This is a genomic window from Streptomyces aureus, from assembly GCF_000725495.1.
Classification (GTDB): Bacteria; Actinomycetota; Actinomycetes; order Streptomycetales; family Streptomycetaceae; genus Streptomyces; species Streptomyces aureus_B.
The window spans coordinates 346201-362825 of the sequence record NZ_JNZD01000002.1; the positions used below are offsets into that span (position 1 = coordinate 346201).

A 16625-nucleotide genomic window follows, 5' to 3' on the forward strand; every position below is an offset into this window, starting at 1 on the left:
TTGCTGATCCCTGGCCTCAGCGGGCCACTCTCCGTTTGGTGGCGAACATGTCAGATCAACGACTTCCGTCCGACGCGGTCGATGAGGCCGACGAGGTTGCGGTGGCCTCCTTGTCGCGTCGCCAGGCCGTGGTCGGCGGCACCGTGGCCCTCGCCGCCTTTCTCGGGCTCTCCACGACGACGGCGTCCGCCTCCGCAGCCACGGCCACTGCCACGGCCGCACGGTCCGGTCAGCCGCGGGAAGAGGCGGGTTCACTCGGGTTCACGGCGGTTCCCGTGAGCACGGCGGACACCGTCTCCGTACCGCCCGGGTACACGGTGCAGACCCTCGCCCCGTGGGGGCAGCCCCTGCACGGGCACCACCCGGACCGGCGCCCCCGCAGCGGCGACACCGCCGCCGAGCAGGCCCGGCAGATCGGCACGCACCACAGCGGCCTGCACTTCTTTCCGTACGACGACGGCCCTCGCGGCAACCGGCGCGGAACGCTCGTCATCGGGCACGAGTACACGGACGCCGCGCTGCTGTATCCCGACGGCGGCGCGGAGATGACGAAGGAGAAGGTCGCCAAGGCGCTGGCGGCACAGGGCCTGAGCGTGCTGGAGGTGCACGAGAACGGCGACACCTGGACCGTCGTCGACTCCCCGCGCACCACCCGTGTCACGGGCAGCACGCCGGTGGCCTTCTCGGGCCCCGTGCGGGACGGCCACCCGGCACTGCACACGCACTCGTCCCCCGCGGGCACGCTGGGCAACAGCGCGTACGGAGTCACCCCTTGGGGGACCTACCTCAGCTGCGAGAAGAACGTCGCCGCCTACTTCGGCACCACGGACTCCCGCTGGCGCGCCACCAGGGCGCAAAAGCGCTACGGCCTCAGCGCGTCCGGCCGCGGCCACCGCTGGCACCAGGCCGACCCGCGCTTCGACCTCGCGGTCAACGGCAACGAGCCCAACCGGTACGGCTGGGTCGTGGAGATCGACCCGCACGCGCCCCACGCCACTCCGGTCAAGCGCACCGCTCTGGGCCGGTTCCAGCATGTCGGAGCGACCGTGACCGAGGACGCCGACGGCCGTCTCGTCGTCTACAGCGGCGACGACGAGAACGGTGGCTTCCTCTACAAGTTCGTGAGTTCGGACTCCTGGCAGCACCTGCGCGCCCAGGGGCACAGCCCGCTGGATCACGGCACGCTGTACGTCGGCCGGTTCGAGGACGACGGCTCCGGACGCTGGCTGCCGCTGTCGTACGGCACCGGTCCGCTCATCGGGGACAACGGCTGGCGCGATCAGGCGGACGTGGTGCTGCGTGCCCGGCAGGCGGCGGACGCGCTCGGCGCCACACCGCTGGACCGGCCCCAGCAGACCGCGGTCCGCCCCGAAGACGGCACGGTCTTCTGCGCGCTGGCGAACAGCCCCGGCCGGGGCCACTGCGGCTCCGGCCCGAACGCCCACCGCCCCGCGGTCAGCCCCCGCGCCACCAACCCGTACGGGCACATCATCCGCTGGCGGGAGGCGGAGAACCCGGGCGAGGGCGAGGCGCCCGCGTTCCACTGGGACGTCTTCGTCCTCGCCGGCGACCCGGCACACGACGAGGCGGTCTCCCTCGACACCGACAGCATGTTCGGCTCGCCGAAGGGTCTGTCGTTCGACGCCGAGGGACGGTTGTGGATCGGGACCGGCATCTCGGCCCACCACCAGCACCGGTCGGCCACCGGCCACGGAAACCTCGGCAACAACGCGCTGCTGGCCGCGGACCCGAGCACCGGCGAGATCCGCCGCTTCCTGACCGGACCGCGCGGCGCCGAGATCACCGGGGTCGGCACCACACCCGACGGCAGAACCATGTTCGTCAACGTCCAGCACCCGGGAGAGCGCACACCCACGTGGGGCGCACCCGGACAGGACGACCCCCGGGCGGTGAGCAACTGGCCCGATCGCGATCCGGCCGCGGTGCCGCGTTCCGCCGTGCTTGTGGTGCGACGCGCCGACGGGGGCGTGATCGGGGCCGTGTGACGGGTCCACCGACCACGGGCCGACGGCCACCACGCGTCCTGCCGGCAAGCTCAGCAGCAAGAATTCAGGGAGAACCCAGATGGTCACCATCATCTCGCGCAGTGAGTGGGGCGCTCAGCCGCCCAAGAAGATCGATGTGGAAAGCTTCAGCCCATGGCTCGGCGGCATCGTCGTGCACCACGAGGGGGCTGGGAACTTCGCCGTCGATTCCCACGACAAGTGTGCCGGCCTGGTGAGGAAGGTCCAGGACGACGCGATGCACTACGACATCATCGGCGACGTCCTGGTGGAGGCCCATCAGAAGGAACCCGAGTACGACGACATCCCCTACAGCTTCCTCATCTGCAAGCACGGCAGCATCTACGAGGGGCGCGGCCTGGGCCGGCGGTCCGCCGCGAACAGCAAGGAGATGCCCGGCGCCAACAGCGACTACTACGCCGTGATGGGCATGATCGGCGCCGACGACCCGGTGACCCCGGCGATGGCCGCGGCCTTCAGGGACCTGTGCGGCTTCCTGCAGAACGAGTGGAACGCGGGCTTCAGGATCGTGGGGCACCGGGACGTCCGACTGAAGACGCACACCGACTGCCCCGGTAACCTCTATCCCTACGTTCAGCGCGGCGACTTCGTCGTGCCCGGCGGGGGCACCGGCGCCGGTCCCGACGCCGACATGCTGTACCTCTACCCGCGCAGTGCGTGGGGTGCGCGTCCGCCGAAGGACGTCACCTCGGTGGACCTGAGCTCCCGTATCGGATTCACCGTCCACTACTCGGACGGACCCACCTCGCAGACGCCCCGTCAGATCCAGAACTACCACATGGATTCCAACGGTTGGTCCGACATCGGCTACAACTTCCTGGTCGACACCAGCGGCCGCATCTTCGAGGGCCGGGGCTGGTACGTGCAGGGTGCGCACGCCTACGGGGCCAACACCACACACATCGGCGTCTGCTTCATCGGGGAGAACGGCGACGCCACGGAGGTCGCGCTCCAGGCCATCCGCAGCCTCTACGAGATGGCGGTCGACAAGACCGGCCGAACCCTCGCCAAGACCTACCACGGCGGACTCCCCGGCAATTCCACCAACTGTCCCGGAGGGCATCTGCAGGCCTGGGTGGAGGGCGGCATGGTGGCGGGGATCCGCCCCATCGACTACGCGACCGGAACGTACACCGGCTCCGGCTCCGACTCCAGCGGCACCAGTGGGGGCGGTATGACGCAGGTCCGTTCGGTGGCGGCGCAACAGCAGGCGGTCAACGGCCTGGGCTACAGCCCGGCGCTGGTCACCGACGGTATCTGGGGCCCGTTGACGGACGCGGGTGTGCGGTGGCTGCAGGGCAAGGTCGGGACGGGCGCGGACGGTCTGTGGGGTCCGGGGACCGAGGCCGCGTACAAGGCCTATGCGGGCGGGGGTTCCGGTGGCGGGGGCGGCGGTATGACGTCGGTCCGCTCCGTGAAGTACCAGCAGTGGGCGGTCAACGGCCTGGGCTACAGCCCGGCGCTGAACGAAGACGGTGCCTGGGGGCCACTGACGGCCACGGGTGTGCGCTGGCTGCAGGGCAAGGTGGGTGTCAGCGCCGACGCGATGTGGGGCCCGGCGACGGAGGCGGCGTACTTCGCGTACATCGACGACGGTGCCGGCCTGGTCGTGGACGGCGACTTCGGGCCCGCGACCATTCGGGCGACACAGCACGCGATCGGCGTCACCGTGGACGGCCAGTGGGGGCCGGACTCCAAGCGGGCGCTCCAGCACCACCTGAACGTCTGGTCCAACGCCGGGCTCACCGAGGACGGCGCCACCGGACCCGCGACGTACAAGGCCCTGCAGACGTTTCTGAACGCGATGGCCGGGGCGGGCCTGACCGTGGACGGGATCTGGGGTCCCGCCACCGTCAAGGCGCTGCAGACCGCCCTGAACCAGGGGAGGTTCTAGGACTCGTCCGGCAGGCCCCGACGGATTGGACATCTCGGTGCGATGTGCCGGGCCGTCGCCGGTCACGCCCATGACGGCCCGGAAGCGGCCCAAGCCGCCTGACACGGCCCCTCACCTGCGGGAAACACACTGGTGAGGGGCCGATTCATGCCCTCGTTCGGCAGGTAACACCCCATGTCGCCTGACGGCCGGCCCTCGAGGAAGACCCGTTTGGTGGGGCTGTGACCTGGGGTTCCGCCGCCGACGTCTGTGGCTCGCTTGTCGTTGTCGGTTGCCGTCGGTCGTCCTCGGCGACCCTCGGACCGCCCAGCCCTGGCGCACGCGACCGACGGCGGCACCACAGCTACAAGGCCGGCCTCGTGCCCCACTTCCTGCACGGTCGATGAGAGCCAGCAGTCTCCCGCTGTCCAGGAGAGGTGCCAATGAATCACAAGGTGCGGGCCGCCGTTTTGTGGTTCGCCAAGCCTGGGGATCCGCACCGGGCCGGGCGCTCCAGGGCTTCCCCCAGCTCGCTCTGGACTCCCTCCGGGATCTCACCCGATCGCCCCCACAGCAGGACGAGTTCGGCGACTTACCGCAGCTTGAGGTTGGTGTGCTGCGTGTCCTCCCACAGGACAGTCCGGCCTTCCTCCGGGATGACCTGGGCCATGGCCACGATCATCCCGATCGCCTGGTCCACCACCGCATGCGACGTCACCGCTTCCTTCAGCTGGCGAGCCTCCTCTGCCGGGTCGGCGATCCGATCCGCAAAAGGGACTAGTGTGCGTGCTCACCGTCGACAGGAGGGCTGTGAAAGCGCGCGTGTACTGGTCAGGAGTTCGGGAGCGCGTGATCGCAGTGGAGGAGGCCGAGCGTCGAGCCCGTGGCCTTGGGCCGTCTCGATACCCGACGTTCGAACCCGTCCTGACCCTCGCGGAGATCGCCGAGGTGGAAGCACAGTTCGGTGTCGCGCTCCCCGAGGAGTACCGCACGTTTCTGGCGGAGGTCGGAGCCGGCGGCCCCGGACCGGCACTTGAGCTCACATCGTTGCGCCGAATCGACGCGAAGTGGGCATGGATCTGGGACAACGACGAGGACCATCCCCATCTGCTGGACCCCAGTGGGCCGTTCGTCGAGACGGAAGACTGGGCCGACCAGCAGATGGCAACCCTTCGTGCCTCCGGGTACGCACCCACCACCCGTGACGAGGACGACGACTATCTGGGCGACTACCGCAAGGTCTTCGGCGACGTCGGCGAAGATGCCTGGTTCCTGGAACGAGTGCGGGGCGCTATCCCCATCAGCGACAACGGATGCGGGATGACCGGCTGGCTCATCGTCGTCGGCCCGCACCGCGGGGAACTCCGCGACCGCGACTGCGCGTACAACCCGCCCTTCGAGCCGTACGTCGATGCGAACGGAGACCGCCACACCTTCCGTAGCTGGTACATCGAGTGGCTTGAGCAACGCGAGAGGGCAGCTCGATGATCAATGCCCGGTGTCTCTGCACCAGAGCTCTCCGCTACTGCGTAGGGCGTCTCGGTCTATGTACCTAAGCAAGGCAGGCCCGACCGCACTGACGGGCCCCTCGGCCAACAGCTGACGACAGGCCTCACCGACGCAGATTGTGTTTTGCCGATCAGCGTGGACAGGCCAAAGTCCGTGCCCAGACCGGCCGGCGTGGGGCCGGCCAGATTCTCCTTGCCGCCCAGCTCTTTCAGCACGCGCACGAAGGTCCCCTTGCACTAACGGGACCGACGACCAGGAGAATTTTATGCCGATCGGTCCGCCCGGACCGGATGTACCCGAACCACTCCTGCAGTGCTGCGACGGCGTCCGGATCGTCGGGCCAGATCTGCCCGAGAAACCCGAGCCAGGTGGGTGAGCTCGCGGCGGGGTCGCAGGCGAACGGCGTGGAGACGGTTTGAGGGGGTGGCGGCGGAATGCGGGCAGGTGTGGACGTAGGGTGCGGGGGCTGTAAAGATCACGCGGGCGTCCGCCCTGGATGCGGAACTCGGAGAGGACCCATGGCCATCTACCTCGCAGCACTCTTTGCCCTGTGTGCCCTGGTGGCCGCCGTCGGTGGCATCGCAGCGATCGCTTTTGGCTGGGTGCTCCCCAACATCCGGCCGGGTGTGAAATACAAGCGCGCATACGGCGTGGGAGCGTTGGTGTGCGCCGTCGGCATGTCCTTGATTGCGGCTGGCTCGATCTCTTCCAGCGATCTGATGCATCAGGCGGAACGAACAGTCGGCGTCCTATTCCTGGCTCTCAGCATCGGGCTGATCCGGGCGAGCAAGCGTCCCGCGGGCACGGACCTGGGAGCCCGGGGTTAGCGGCGCGGGCAGGATCGTGCTGAGAGCCTCCATCTTGTCCGTGCCAGGTGCGCTGGGGTGGATGACTCCGAGCGCGCGCAATGGACGCTGACGCCGTTCGAAAGGGTCGGTCCGCTTCGGTTCGGTATGAGCCTCGAAGCAGTGGCCACGGAGATGGAGGCGGCGGCCTTCGTGGGCAAGGAAGCCCCAATGTCTCGATCCGGCGCCCTGGTAGGGCAGACCTGCTTCCACCCGAAGGGCAAGCTCTCCCCATTGCATGCCGTCACGGCCTATACCCGGCAGACTGGCGAGTTGGCAGCCGTTGCGGTCGACGCACTACGAGGGCCGCAGGTCACCATCGACGGGATGCGCCTGATCGGCCAGGTTCCATCTCAGCTTGAAGACCGCTTCTGCGAGTACACCCAGGCACGCGGACCGGAGTTCCGGATTTCCGTCGGAGGCGAACCGAATATCGGAAGAACTGGCCTGATGGTCCGGGCCCAGCGTGCCCGCGACATCCTTCTGACACGGGTCTTCTTTACAGGGCACTTCGACGACTGGGCTTACACAGTGCACGATTCCGTTCCAGCGCCGGAGTGGGACACCCGGTGATCCCAGCCCCCGGGCAGCCATCGCGGCAGGCTTCCGTCAGCCGTGGAAGTGATTGCGCTTGATGACGGACTCAGCACGTGGCCAGCACCAAACCAGCGCGGGAGTCAGCACGGCACCGTCAAACCGTTCCGAACTGCGCGTCTCCGGCAGCCCGCGCTCCGGCCACCTTCGAACCCTTGAACCGCGCTTCCGTGGGCCGGCACGGGTTGGCATGGTGGCCGCACGCACAGCAGCGCCCCGAACTATGGTGCCCCACCACATACGCCTCCGACCTGTGCGTTCCTACGGTGTGCCGACACGTACCCGTCCCCACCGCACGCGAGGAAGTGGCGCACATGGCCTCCGCAGCATCCGCTCCCCCGACACCCGGCAACCTCAAGCGCATCGTCGCCGCGTCCCTCATCGGTACCACCATCGAGTGGTACGACTTCTTCCTCTACGGCTCGGCCGCCGCCCTGGTCTTCAACAAGCTGTTCTTCCCCGACTCCGACCCGCTCGTCGGCACGCTCCTGTCCTTCCTGACGTACGCCGTCGGGTTCGCGGCCCGGCCGCTGGGCGCGCTCGTGTTCGGGCACTACGGCGACCGGCTCGGCCGCAAGCGGCTGCTGGTGCTGAGTCTGCTGATGATGGGCGGGGCGACCTTCGCGATCGGTCTGCTGCCCACGCACGCGACCGTCGGCGCGGCGGCCCCCGTCCTGCTCACGACGCTGCGTCTGGTGCAGGGCTTCGCACTTGGCGGCGAGTGGGGCGGTGCCGTCCTGCTGGTGTCCGAGCACGGCGACGCCAAGCGGCGCGGATTCTGGGCGTCCTGGCCGCAGACCGGAGCGCCCGCGGGGCAGTTGCTCGCGACCGGCGTCCTGTCCCTGCTCACCGCCACCCAGTCGGACGCCGCCTTCGTGTCCTGGGGCTGGCGCATCCCGTTCCTCCTCTCCGGTGTCCTGGTCGTCGTCGGTTTGTGGATACGTCTGTCTGTCGACGAATCCCCTGTGTTCAAGGAGGCGTTGGCCCGGGCCGAGGCGCGCAAGGCCGCCGGAGCGGACGAGCCGGCCAAGCTGCCGCTGGTCTCCGTCCTGCGCCACCACTGGCGTGACGTGCTCATCGCGATGGGCGCCCGCATGGCCGAGAACATCAGCTACTACGTGATCACCGCCTTCATCCTCGTGTACGCCACCACCTCCGCCGGCGTCTCCCGGCAGACCGCGCTCAACGCCGTGCTCATCGCCTCGGCCGTGCACTTCGCCGTCATCCCTGCCTGGGGCGCCCTCTCCGACCGCATCGGCCGCCGACCGGTCTATCTGCTCGGTGCCGCGGGCGTCGGCCTGTGGATGTTCCCGTTCTTCTCGCTGATCGACACCGGCGGCTTCGTGAACCTGATCGTCGCCGTCACCGTGGGCCTGGTCCTGCACGGGGCCATGTACGCGCCCCAGGCCGCCTTCTTCTCCGAGATGTTCGCGACCCGGATGCGCTACTCGGGCGCCTCCATCGGGGCCCAGTTCGCCTCCGTGGCGGCAGGCGCGCCCGCCCCGCTCATCGCTACGGCCCTGCTCTCCTCCTACGACAGCTCCACGCCCATCTCCCTCTATGTGATCGGGTCCGTCGTACTGACGCTCGTGGCCGTGGGCCTCGCGAAGGAGACCCGCCACCGCGATCTGTCCGCGATCGAGGCCGCCCCTGACGACTGGCCGGCTCCGGTCGCACCGGCGGACGCCCGTACGGTCTGACCCCGGTCCCGCACTCCCCGATCCCCGTACGCGCTCCCGCGTGCGGGGATCAGCGCGGTCCGTCGGAGGACAACCGGTGCAGTCTCAGCGCGAGTTGGATCTCCAATGTGCGGGCCGGGCTCTGCCAGTCGTCCCCGAGCAGGCGGCCCACCCGCTCCAGCCGCTGGGCCACGGTGTTCACATGCACGTGCAGGGCGTCCTTCGTGCGCGCCGGGCTCATACCACTGGCGAAGTACGCGTCGAGGGTGACCAGCAGGTCGGTACCGCGCCGTTCGTCGTAGGCCACGACCGGACCGATCGTCCTGCCGACGAACCCGGAGATGTCCCGGTCCCCGGCGAGCAGCAGTCCGAGGAAGCCGAAGTCCTCGGCGGCCGCGCCGTCGCCCGCCCGGCCGAGCAGACACAGCGCTTCCAGGCAGCGCTGCCCCTCCGTGTAGGCCGCGGCGACCGCCTCGGGGTGGGCCGCGAGGCGGTCCAGCGGCGCGGAGGCGCCCACGGTCACAGGCTCCTGGACGGCGGTTCCCAGGTCTTTGGCCGTGCGGCGGGCCAGCGCCGTCGCCGTGTCGCCCGGCCCGAGCGGGAGCAGCAGGACGGTTCCGCCGTCCCGCGCGGCGGCCAGTCCCTGGCGGGTGGCGGCGAGGTGGGACGCAGCCGACCACAGCCGTCTGCGCGCTCCGGCCTCCTGGCCGGCGTCGGCGCCCACCGCGTCGAGCCGTGCCGCCAGCACCACATGCCGTCCGTCGAGATCGGCGCGCAGCCGGGCCGCTCTCTCCCGCAACAGGCCGGGATCGCGGTCCCGGGCGTCGAGCAGGTCGTCCAGCAGCTCCCCGCGGACCCGCTGTTCGGCCTCGGAGGCGGAGCGCCGGGCGAGCAGGAGCAGTGAGGTGACCATCGCGGCGCGCTCCAGGGTGCGCTGGTCGACGGGGTCGAGGCGGGGATGGCCGCGCAGCACCAGCGCGCCGAGCAGCTCGCCGCCGGCGGCGACCGCGGCGACCCAGCCGTCGCCGTGCCGCACGGCGTGGCCGCCGGTGCGGGCGGCCTCCATGGCCAGAGGCGGGGTGTCGCCGGGATCCGCGAACTCGACGGTGCCGTCCAGGACCTCGGAGACCGCGGCGGCAACGTCCTGGACGCCGCCGCCTCTCAGGACGAGTTCGGCCAGCCGGTCGTGGATGTCGGAGGCGCGCTCGATCACCGCGCTGCGGTCCTGGATGATTTCGTTGGCCCGGCCAAGCCGGTCCAGGGCGGAGCGGGTGTCCGTGAGCGCGTTGGCGGTGTCGATGGCCGCGGCGGCCAGGGCCGCGAACGAGCCGAGCAGGGCGATCTGTTCCCGCTCGAAGACCCGCGCTCTGCGGTCCGCCGCGAACAGGACGCCGATGACCTGGGGTCCGATCATCAGGGGCACGCCGAGGATCGCGACGAGGCCCTCGTCCTGGACACCCGCGTCGATGGTGCGGGTGTGCTGGAACCGCTCGTCCTTGAAGTAGTCGTCGGTGACGTACGGGCGGGCGGTCTGCGCGACGAGTCCGCCGAGGCCCTCGCCCATGCCGAGCCGCAGCTGCTGGAAGCGCGCGGCGACCGAGCCCTCCGTGACCCGCATGTAGGTGTCGCCCCGGGAGGCGTCGTTCAGGCTGAGATAGGCGATGTCGGTGCCCAGCAGCGACCGGGCCCTCTGCACGATCGCCCGCAGCACGGCGTCCAGGTCGCGCAGGCCCGCGAGGTCGTGCGCGGTCTCGAAGAGCGCGGAGAGTTCGGCCTCGCGCCGGCGCCGTCCCTCTATCTCCGTGCGCACACGCAGAGCGAGCTCCTTGGCCTGTTCGAGCGCGGCGACGCGCTCCTCGGACAGACCCTCGGCGCGGGCGAGCAGCACCGGCCGCTCGTAAGCGTCGGCACTCGCTCCCTTGGCCAGGAGTTCCAGGAACGGCGCTTCCGCGCTGTCGGCGGAGCGCTCGGCTGATGGCAGGTGATCGCGGGACATGGCAAAAGGATCGCGCATCCGCGGCGCGGCGCCCCCGCCCTGTGGACAACTCATGAAAAGCGCAGGTGGGCGGGGGTGCGGGCCAAGGCGGACTCCGGCTCAGTGCGCGGTCCAGCCCCCGTCGAGGGTCAGTGAGGTCCCGGTGATGAAGGCTGCCTGCGGGGTGCAGAGGTAGGCGACCGCCTCCGCGACCTCCTCCGGTTCTATGAGCCGTTTCACCGCGCTGTCGCGCAGCAGGATCTCGGTCAGGACGCGCTGGGGCGGGATTCCATGGGCGCGGGCCTGATCGGCCAGCTGCTTCTCGACAAGTGCGGTGCGCACATAGGCGGGGTTCACACAGTTCGAGGTGACTCCATGGGGAGCGCCTTCGAGGGCCGCGGTCTTCGAGAGGCCTTCGAGGCCGTGCTTCGCGGCGACGTACGCCGATTTGAACGCCGAGGCGCGCAGCCCATGGACGGAGGAGACGTTGACGACGCGGCCCCAGCCCTGGCCGTACATGTGGGGCAGGGCGCCGCGGATGAGCCGGAACGGCGCCTCCAGCATCACGGTGAGCACCGTGTGGAACACCTCGGGCGGGAACTCCTCGAGGGGGCGGACCATCTGCAGTCCTGCGTTGTTCACGAGGACGTCGGTGCCGGCCGCGGCCTGTTCGGCCGCGTCGAGGTCGGTGAGGTCGAGGAGGACGGGTTCGACCGTGCCGGCCAGTCCCTGCGACTGCCCGGCCAGGGCCTCCAGCCCATCGGCGTCCCGGTCGACCGCTCTCACCTTGGCCCCGGCGGCGGCGAGCCGCAGTGCGCAGGCGCGGCCGATGCCGTTCGCGGCGCCGGTGACGAGGGCGGTGCGGCCGCCGAGGTCGAGTGCTGAGGCGTGGGGGCCCGGGAGGGCGCTGGGCGCGGTCATACCTCGACCCTAGGCAGCCCCCGGGCCCCCACCGATGTGGTCAGCGCACACACTTCACCCTCAGGTGGTGGGCTCGAACCATGTGGGTTCGTCGAGGAGTGCCTGCTTGATCCGGCGGAGCGCGTAGTCGTCCAGCTTCGGCAGGGCGTCCACGTCGAACCAGCCGACCTGGAGCGACTCGTCGTCGTTGACGCGGGCCTCGCCGCCGATCGCGCGGCAGCGCAGGGTGGTGTCCATGAACTGGCAGACGTCGCCGTTGTCGAAGGTCACCTCGCGGGTGGCCTGGATCATCACGACGCGCTCGACCTCGACGTGCACGGCCGTCTCCTCGTACACCTCGCGCACCGCGCAGGCCGCCGGCTGCTCCCCCGGGTCCGGGATGCCGGAGATCAGCGCCCATTTGTGGCTGTCCGAGCGCTGGCCGAGCAGGACCCTGCCCTCGTCGTCGAAGACGACGACGCTGACTCCGGGGAGCCAGAGGAGCTGATGGCCGGCGAAGGCCCGGATGGTGCGGATGAAGTCGGGAGTTGCCATGGGCCCGACCCTATCCGCGCAAAGCCGCCGCCCCGCGCACGGGTGACGGAGTCGTCCTGTGCGCGGGGCGGCGGGTCGTTCTGCCTAGCCGTTTTCCGGTGTGCCAGCCAGGGCGTCATCCTGGGCGCCGGTGTTCCTGCGCGACCGGAGCGCCGTGGCGGCCCCCCAGCCGAGACCGCCCGCCGCGACGAGCACGAGGACCATCTCGGGGATGATGCCGAGCTTCGTGGCCGGGGTCTCGGAGGAGCGCAGCGGCACCTTCTGGACCAGGTTGGCGGCGACGAACATGCCGGTCTTCTGAGTGATCTTCCCGTCGGGCATGATCACGGCGCTGACACCGCTCGTCACGGGGACCGTGACCGTGCGGCTGTGCTCGACGGCGCGGATGCGGGACATGGCGAGCTGCTGGTACGTCATCTCGCTGCGGTCGAAGGTCGCGTTGTTGCTGGGCACCGAGATGATCTGCGCGCCGTCGGTGACGGTGCTGCGCACGGCCCAGTCGAACGCCGCTTCGTAGCAGGTGACGAGACCGACACGGGTGCCGTTCATGGTGAACACACCCGGCTTTGTACCCCGGCTGAAGTCCTGGCGGACCATGCTGGTCCAGTTCTTGTTGATCGCTCCGAGCAGCGGGCGCAGGGGGAGGTACTCGCCGAACGGCTGCACCTGGCGCTTGTCGTAGGTGTTCACCGGGCCCTTCACCGGGTCCCACAGGATCTGCTCGTTGTAGAGCTTGCCGTCCCGCTCGACGACCGCGCCGACGGAGACGGGGGCGCCGATCGCCTTGGCCGCCGAGTCGATCACGTAGCGGGCGTCGCTGTTGGCGTACGGGTCGATGTCGGAGGAGTTCTCGGGCCAGAGCACCAGGTCGGGCTTGGGCTTCTTGCCCGCCCTGACCTCGGCGGCCAGTCGCTCGGTCTCGGCCACGTGGTGGTCGAGGACGGCGCGGCGCTGCGCGTTGAAGTCGAGGCCCGCACGCGGGACGTTGCCCTGGATGAGCGCGACCGTGGCGGTGCCGTTCTCGGCCTTGTCGCTGACCAGCATCCGCGCGGCGAGCGCGCCGAGCACCGGGACGGCGATGCTGAGCAGGGCCACCGCGGCTGCGCCGCGGCGCAGGACGCCGGTGCCGCGCCGCTCGACGGCGAGGCGGACGATCTCGTACAGCCCGAAGCCGCACAGGACGACGCAGAAGCCGAGGACCGGGGTGCCGCCGACCGCGGCGAGGGGCAGGAACACGCCGTCGGCCTGGCCGAACGCGACCTTCCCCCAGGGGAAGCCGCCGAAGGGCGCACGCGCGCGTGCCGCCTCCGCGGCGATCCACACGGCCGCGGCCCACAGGGGCCACCCGGGCAGCCGCCCGACGAGGGTGATCCCGGCGCCGACGAGCGCTATGTAGATCGCCTCCACGGCGACGAGCGCGAGCCAGGGACCGGAGCCGACCTCGACGCCGGTCCAGACCAGCAGGGGCAGCAGGAAGCCGAGGCCGAAGAGGTAGCCGAGGCCGAGTCCGGCCTTCCAGGAGCGGCCGCGCAGGGTCCACGCGAAGATCCCGAAGGCGGGCAGGGCGAGCCACCACAGGGTCCGTGGCGGGAAGCTGACGTACAGCAGCACTCCGGAGAGTGCCGCGGCGGCGGCCGGAGCGAGACGACGCACCAGGGCGGACCCACGTGGGGCGGGCGCGGCCTGGGGTTCGAGCTGGTCCGGCTCGTCTACGGTGGTTGCGGTGGCGGTCACTCCGGGAGTGTACGGCGCCTGACCTGGGGGCGGACAGCTCGGCCCGACGGGTGGAACGGGGCCTGGCCGGTCCTGGCGCACGTCACCGCCACGAGGTCCTTGTCAGCGTCCCACGCCGGTCCGGTCCGGGCGCAGCCGGCCGCGGATGACCCGGACCGCCGCCTCCGCGTTGTCCACGGTGATCGTGAACGTATGGCCGTCTCCGAGGCGCAGGACCATGCCCTCGCCCCGCCGGACGATGACGGCGGTGCCCTGCTCGGGCCGCCAGCGGTACCCCCAGCCGCCCCACTGACGCGGGGTGACCTTCGGCGCGAAATCGGCGCCGACGACCGTGGAGAGCGGAATGCGGCGGCGCGGCACTCCAATGTGGCCGCAGCGCACCTCCAGGGACTCCTCGTCCACCCGCACGGCGACATGGACGAAGGCGAGCGTGCCGAAGAGGATCAGCAGTCCGGCGGCGATGCATCCGACGACGGACATGACCAGCGGTGCCGTGCCCGACGTCCCGCCGGAGGTGACGGCCAGCTCGATCCCGAGCGCCAGACAGGCCATGCCGGCCAGGGCGGGCAGCCACTGGACGCGGTTCCGCGCGCGCCCGGTCCAGATCTCCGGGTGCGGGGAGGTTTCGCCGTGGGGGTGGTCCCTCATGTCTTGAGACTACTCAGGTTCCGCTGCGCGGGCACCGGTCTCTGCGCCGAGTGGTGCGGGCGGAGGAGGCACCGGTGCCGCGCGCGTGCCCCGCCCGTGGACGGGGCTCGGCCCGGCCGGCCTGGGCGCATGGGGCTCACGGCTCGGCGGCCCCGGCATCCGGCTCGTAGTACGTGGAGGCTCACCACTCGGTGGCCCCGTATCGCGACCTCACCGTTCGGGCTGCCCGGCCCGCGGTGGTCAGCGCGCGGGGCTGACCGTCGAGAGCATGCGGGCTTCCTCGTAGGTCAGCGCCGTGGCGGTCAGGGCGCCCTCGCGTCCGCCTTGCAGGACCGTGACGGTGGAGGTGGCGGGAGCGGTCGGGTCGGGGAGCTCGCCGATCCGGCGCAGTGCCTGGGTGGCGACCGCCCCGGCGGAACCGTGCAGGACGAGCGGCGGGCGGCCGGGGCGCTGCACCGCCGCGCGGATGCGCTCGGCGACGAGTTCGTAGTGGGTGCAGCCGAGGACGACGGCGGCCACATCCTCGGGGGTGCGCGCGGCGGCGGCCTCGATCGCGGCGTCGATGGCCGCCTGGTCGGCGTGCTCGACTGCGTCCGCGAGTCCGGGGCAGGCCACCTCGGTGACCGCAACCCCGGCGGCGAACTCCTCGATCAGTCCCCGCTGGTACGGGCTGCCGGTGGTGGCGGGCGTGGCCCAGATCGCGACGGGTCCGCCGCCCGCGGCGGCCGGCTTGATGGCCGGGACGGTGCCGATGACCGGCACCTCCGGTTCGAGGCGGGCGCGCAGGGCGGGCAGGGCGCGGACGGAGGCGGTGTTGCAGGCGACGATCAGCGCGTCGGGCCGGTGGGCCGCGGCGGCCTCGGCGACCGCGAGGGCACGCGCGGTGACGTCCTCCGGAGTACGGGGGCCCCAGGGCATGCTGCCGGGGTCGGAGGAGAGGACGAGATCGGCGTCGGGCCGCAGTCGACGCACCGCGGCGGCAGCAGCGAGCAGTCCGATTCCTGAGTCCATGAGCGCGATCTTCACCCGGTCACCATAGACGATCCGTGTTGACGGGCGACCGTCGTGGGGCAGACTGCGGCGGGTGAGCGCCCTCGTGTGGATCGCCGTCGGATCACTGGCCGCGTGGCTGTGGCTGCTGCTCGGCCAGGGCTTCTTCTGGCGCACGGACGTGCGGTTGCCGGTCCGTCGCGATCCGTCGGACTGGCCGTCCGTCTGTGTCGTGGTGCCGGCCCGGGACGAGGCCGCCGTCCTGCCCGAGAGTCTTCCGTCACTCCTGGCGCAGGACTATCCGGGGCGGGCGGAGATCTTCCTCGTCGACGACGGCAGCTCGGACGGTACGGGGGAGCTGGCCCGCGAGCTGGCGCGGCGGCACGGCGGGCTGCCGCTCACCGTCGGCACGCCCGGGGAGCCGCCGGCGGGCTGGACGGGCAAGCTGTGGGCCGTGCGCCACGGCATCGCTCTCGCCCGCGCGCGCGATCCCGAATATCTGCTGCTGACCGACGCGGACATCGCGCACGCCCCGGACAGTCTGCGGCTCCTGGTGGCGGCGGCCCGCACGGGTGGCTTCGACCTCGTCTCGCAGATGGCGCGGCTGCGGGTCGAGAGTCTCTGGGAGCGGCTCGTCGTGCCCGCCTTCGTCTACTTCTTCGCGCAGCTCTATCCCTTCCGCCGGATCAGCGTGCGGGGCTCGCGGACGGCGGCCGCGGCGGGAGGGTGCGTCCTGCTGCGCGCGGACGCCGCCGAGCGGGCGCGGATCCCGGACGCGATCCGGCAGGCGGTCATCGACGACGTGGCGCTGGCCCGTGCCGTCAAGGGAAGCGGCGGTCACATCTGGCTGGGGCTGGCCGAGCGGGTGGACAGCGTGCGCCCCTATCCGCGGCTGGGCGATCTGTGGCGCATGGTCTCGCGCAGCGCGTACGCCCAGCTGCGGCACAACCCGCTCCTGCTGGCCGGGACGGTCGCCGGGATCGCCGTCGTCTACCTCGTGCCGCCGGTCGCCCTCGTCGTGGGCCTCGCCGCCGGGAACACCTGGGCGGCGACCGCCGGCGGGCTCGCGTGGCTGGTGATGACGGCGACCTACGCACCGATGCTCCGCTACTACCGGCAGCCCCTGGCGCTCGCTCCCCTGCTGCCGGTCACCGCGTTCCTCTATCTCCTTATGACCGTCGATTCCGCGGTGCAGCACTACAGGGGGCGCGGCGCGGCCTGGAAAGGCCGCACCTACGCCCGCCCCGACACCGCCCTGGACGACCGCTAGTCCCGCGC

At 71.0% G+C, this 16625-nt stretch carries 14 protein-coding genes; 7 read left to right on the top strand and 7 right to left on the bottom strand.

The window, feature by feature from the left end; genetic code table 11:
- Positions 1–47: 47 nt before the first annotated feature.
- Positions 48–2006 (top strand): PhoX family protein, encoded by a 1959-nt coding sequence (locus IO36_RS03815; protein ID WP_063764820.1) that lies wholly within the window; start codon positions 48–50, stop codon positions 2004–2006.
- A 79-nt stretch (positions 2007–2085) separates the two neighbouring features.
- The gene (locus tag IO36_RS43680) at positions 2086–3939 is read left to right on the top strand and encodes a peptidoglycan recognition protein family protein (protein WP_063764819.1); all 1854 of its coding nucleotides are present in this window, start codon (positions 2086–2088) and stop codon (positions 3937–3939) included.
- A 571-nt stretch (positions 3940–4510) separates the two neighbouring features.
- Here IO36_RS43680 and IO36_RS49285 read toward each other — a convergent pair.
- Positions 4511–4636, bottom strand: coding sequence for a hypothetical protein (locus IO36_RS49285; protein WP_425535507.1), 126 nt, complete (start codon positions 4634–4636; stop codon positions 4511–4513).
- Positions 4637–4704: 68 nt separating this feature from the next.
- Here IO36_RS49285 and IO36_RS03830 point away from each other — a divergent pair, with 68 nt between their 5' ends.
- From IO36_RS03830 to IO36_RS03850, 4 genes are all read left to right on the top strand, one after another.
- On the top strand, positions 4705–5406 hold the full coding sequence (locus IO36_RS03830; protein WP_158997198.1) for an SMI1/KNR4 family protein: 702 nt from the start codon (positions 4705–4707) through the stop codon (positions 5404–5406).
- A 539-nt stretch (positions 5407–5945) separates the two neighbouring features.
- A complete protein-coding gene (locus IO36_RS03835; RefSeq protein WP_037615997.1) occupies positions 5946–6254 on the top strand; it encodes a hypothetical protein in 309 nt (102 codons plus the stop codon).
- A gap of 57 nt (positions 6255–6311) precedes the next feature.
- Positions 6312–6845 carry a hypothetical protein gene (locus IO36_RS44150; protein ID WP_051899962.1) on the top strand — a complete coding sequence of 178 codons (534 nt, stop codon included), beginning with the start codon at positions 6312–6314 and terminating at the stop codon, positions 6843–6845.
- Positions 6846–7180: 335 nt separating this feature from the next.
- The gene (locus tag IO36_RS03850; RefSeq protein WP_037615999.1) at positions 7181–8566 is read left to right on the top strand and encodes an MFS transporter; all 1386 of its coding nucleotides are present in this window, start codon (positions 7181–7183) and stop codon (positions 8564–8566) included.
- 49 nt (positions 8567–8615) lie between these two features.
- Here IO36_RS03850 and IO36_RS03855 read toward each other — a convergent pair whose 3' ends face one another.
- From IO36_RS03855 to IO36_RS03880, 6 genes are all read right to left on the bottom strand, one after another.
- Complete coding sequence (locus tag IO36_RS03855) at positions 8616–10541, bottom strand: helix-turn-helix domain-containing protein (protein WP_037616001.1); 1926 nt, start codon at positions 10539–10541, stop codon at positions 8616–8618.
- A 99-nt stretch (positions 10542–10640) separates the two neighbouring features.
- Positions 10641–11441 carry a 3-hydroxybutyrate dehydrogenase gene (locus IO36_RS03860; RefSeq protein WP_037616003.1) on the bottom strand — a complete coding sequence of 267 codons (801 nt, stop codon included), beginning with the start codon at positions 11439–11441 and terminating at the stop codon, positions 10641–10643.
- A 60-nt stretch (positions 11442–11501) separates the two neighbouring features.
- Positions 11502–11975: an NUDIX hydrolase gene (locus IO36_RS03865; RefSeq protein ID WP_037616004.1), complete on the bottom strand. Its 474-nt coding sequence runs from the start codon at positions 11973–11975 to the stop codon at positions 11502–11504.
- Between the two features lie 84 nt (positions 11976–12059).
- Positions 12060–13709: an apolipoprotein N-acyltransferase gene (gene lnt / locus IO36_RS03870; RefSeq protein WP_037616005.1), complete on the bottom strand. Its 1650-nt coding sequence runs from the start codon at positions 13707–13709 to the stop codon at positions 12060–12062.
- 102 nt (positions 13710–13811) lie between these two features.
- Positions 13812–14357, bottom strand: coding sequence for a hypothetical protein (locus IO36_RS03875; RefSeq protein WP_037616006.1), 546 nt, complete (start codon positions 14355–14357; stop codon positions 13812–13814).
- Positions 14358–14597: 240 nt separating this feature from the next.
- Positions 14598–15383: a glutamate racemase gene (locus IO36_RS03880; RefSeq protein ID WP_037616008.1), complete on the bottom strand. Its 786-nt coding sequence runs from the start codon at positions 15381–15383 to the stop codon at positions 14598–14600.
- 58 nt (positions 15384–15441) lie between these two features.
- On the opposite strand from IO36_RS03880, the gene IO36_RS03885 reads away from it, so the two are divergent.
- Positions 15442–16617: a glycosyltransferase gene (locus tag IO36_RS03885; protein WP_209441147.1), complete on the top strand. Its 1176-nt coding sequence runs from the start codon at positions 15442–15444 to the stop codon at positions 16615–16617.
- Positions 16618–16625: the final 8 nt, after the last annotated feature.

Coding starts and splice junctions, on each gene's coding strand:
- IO36_RS03815 (WP_063764820.1), top strand. CDS start 48: ATGTCAGATCAACGACTTCCGTCCGACGCGGTCGATGAGGCCGACGAG.
- IO36_RS43680 (WP_063764819.1), top strand. CDS start 2,086: ATGGTCACCATCATCTCGCGCAGTGAGTGGGGCGCTCAGCCGCCCAAG.
- IO36_RS03835 (WP_037615997.1), top strand. CDS start 5,946: ATGGCCATCTACCTCGCAGCACTCTTTGCCCTGTGTGCCCTGGTGGCC.
- IO36_RS03850 (WP_037615999.1), top strand. CDS start 7,181: ATGGCCTCCGCAGCATCCGCTCCCCCGACACCCGGCAACCTCAAGCGC.
- IO36_RS03855 (WP_037616001.1), bottom strand. CDS start 10,541: ATGTCCCGCGATCACCTGCCATCAGCCGAGCGCTCCGCCGACAGCGCG.
- IO36_RS03860 (WP_037616003.1), bottom strand. CDS start 11,441: ATGACCGCGCCCAGCGCCCTCCCGGGCCCCCACGCCTCAGCACTCGAC.
- IO36_RS03865 (WP_037616004.1), bottom strand. CDS start 11,975: ATGGCAACTCCCGACTTCATCCGCACCATCCGGGCCTTCGCCGGCCAT.
- IO36_RS03875 (WP_037616006.1), bottom strand. CDS start 14,357: ATGAGGGACCACCCCCACGGCGAAACCTCCCCGCACCCGGAGATCTGG.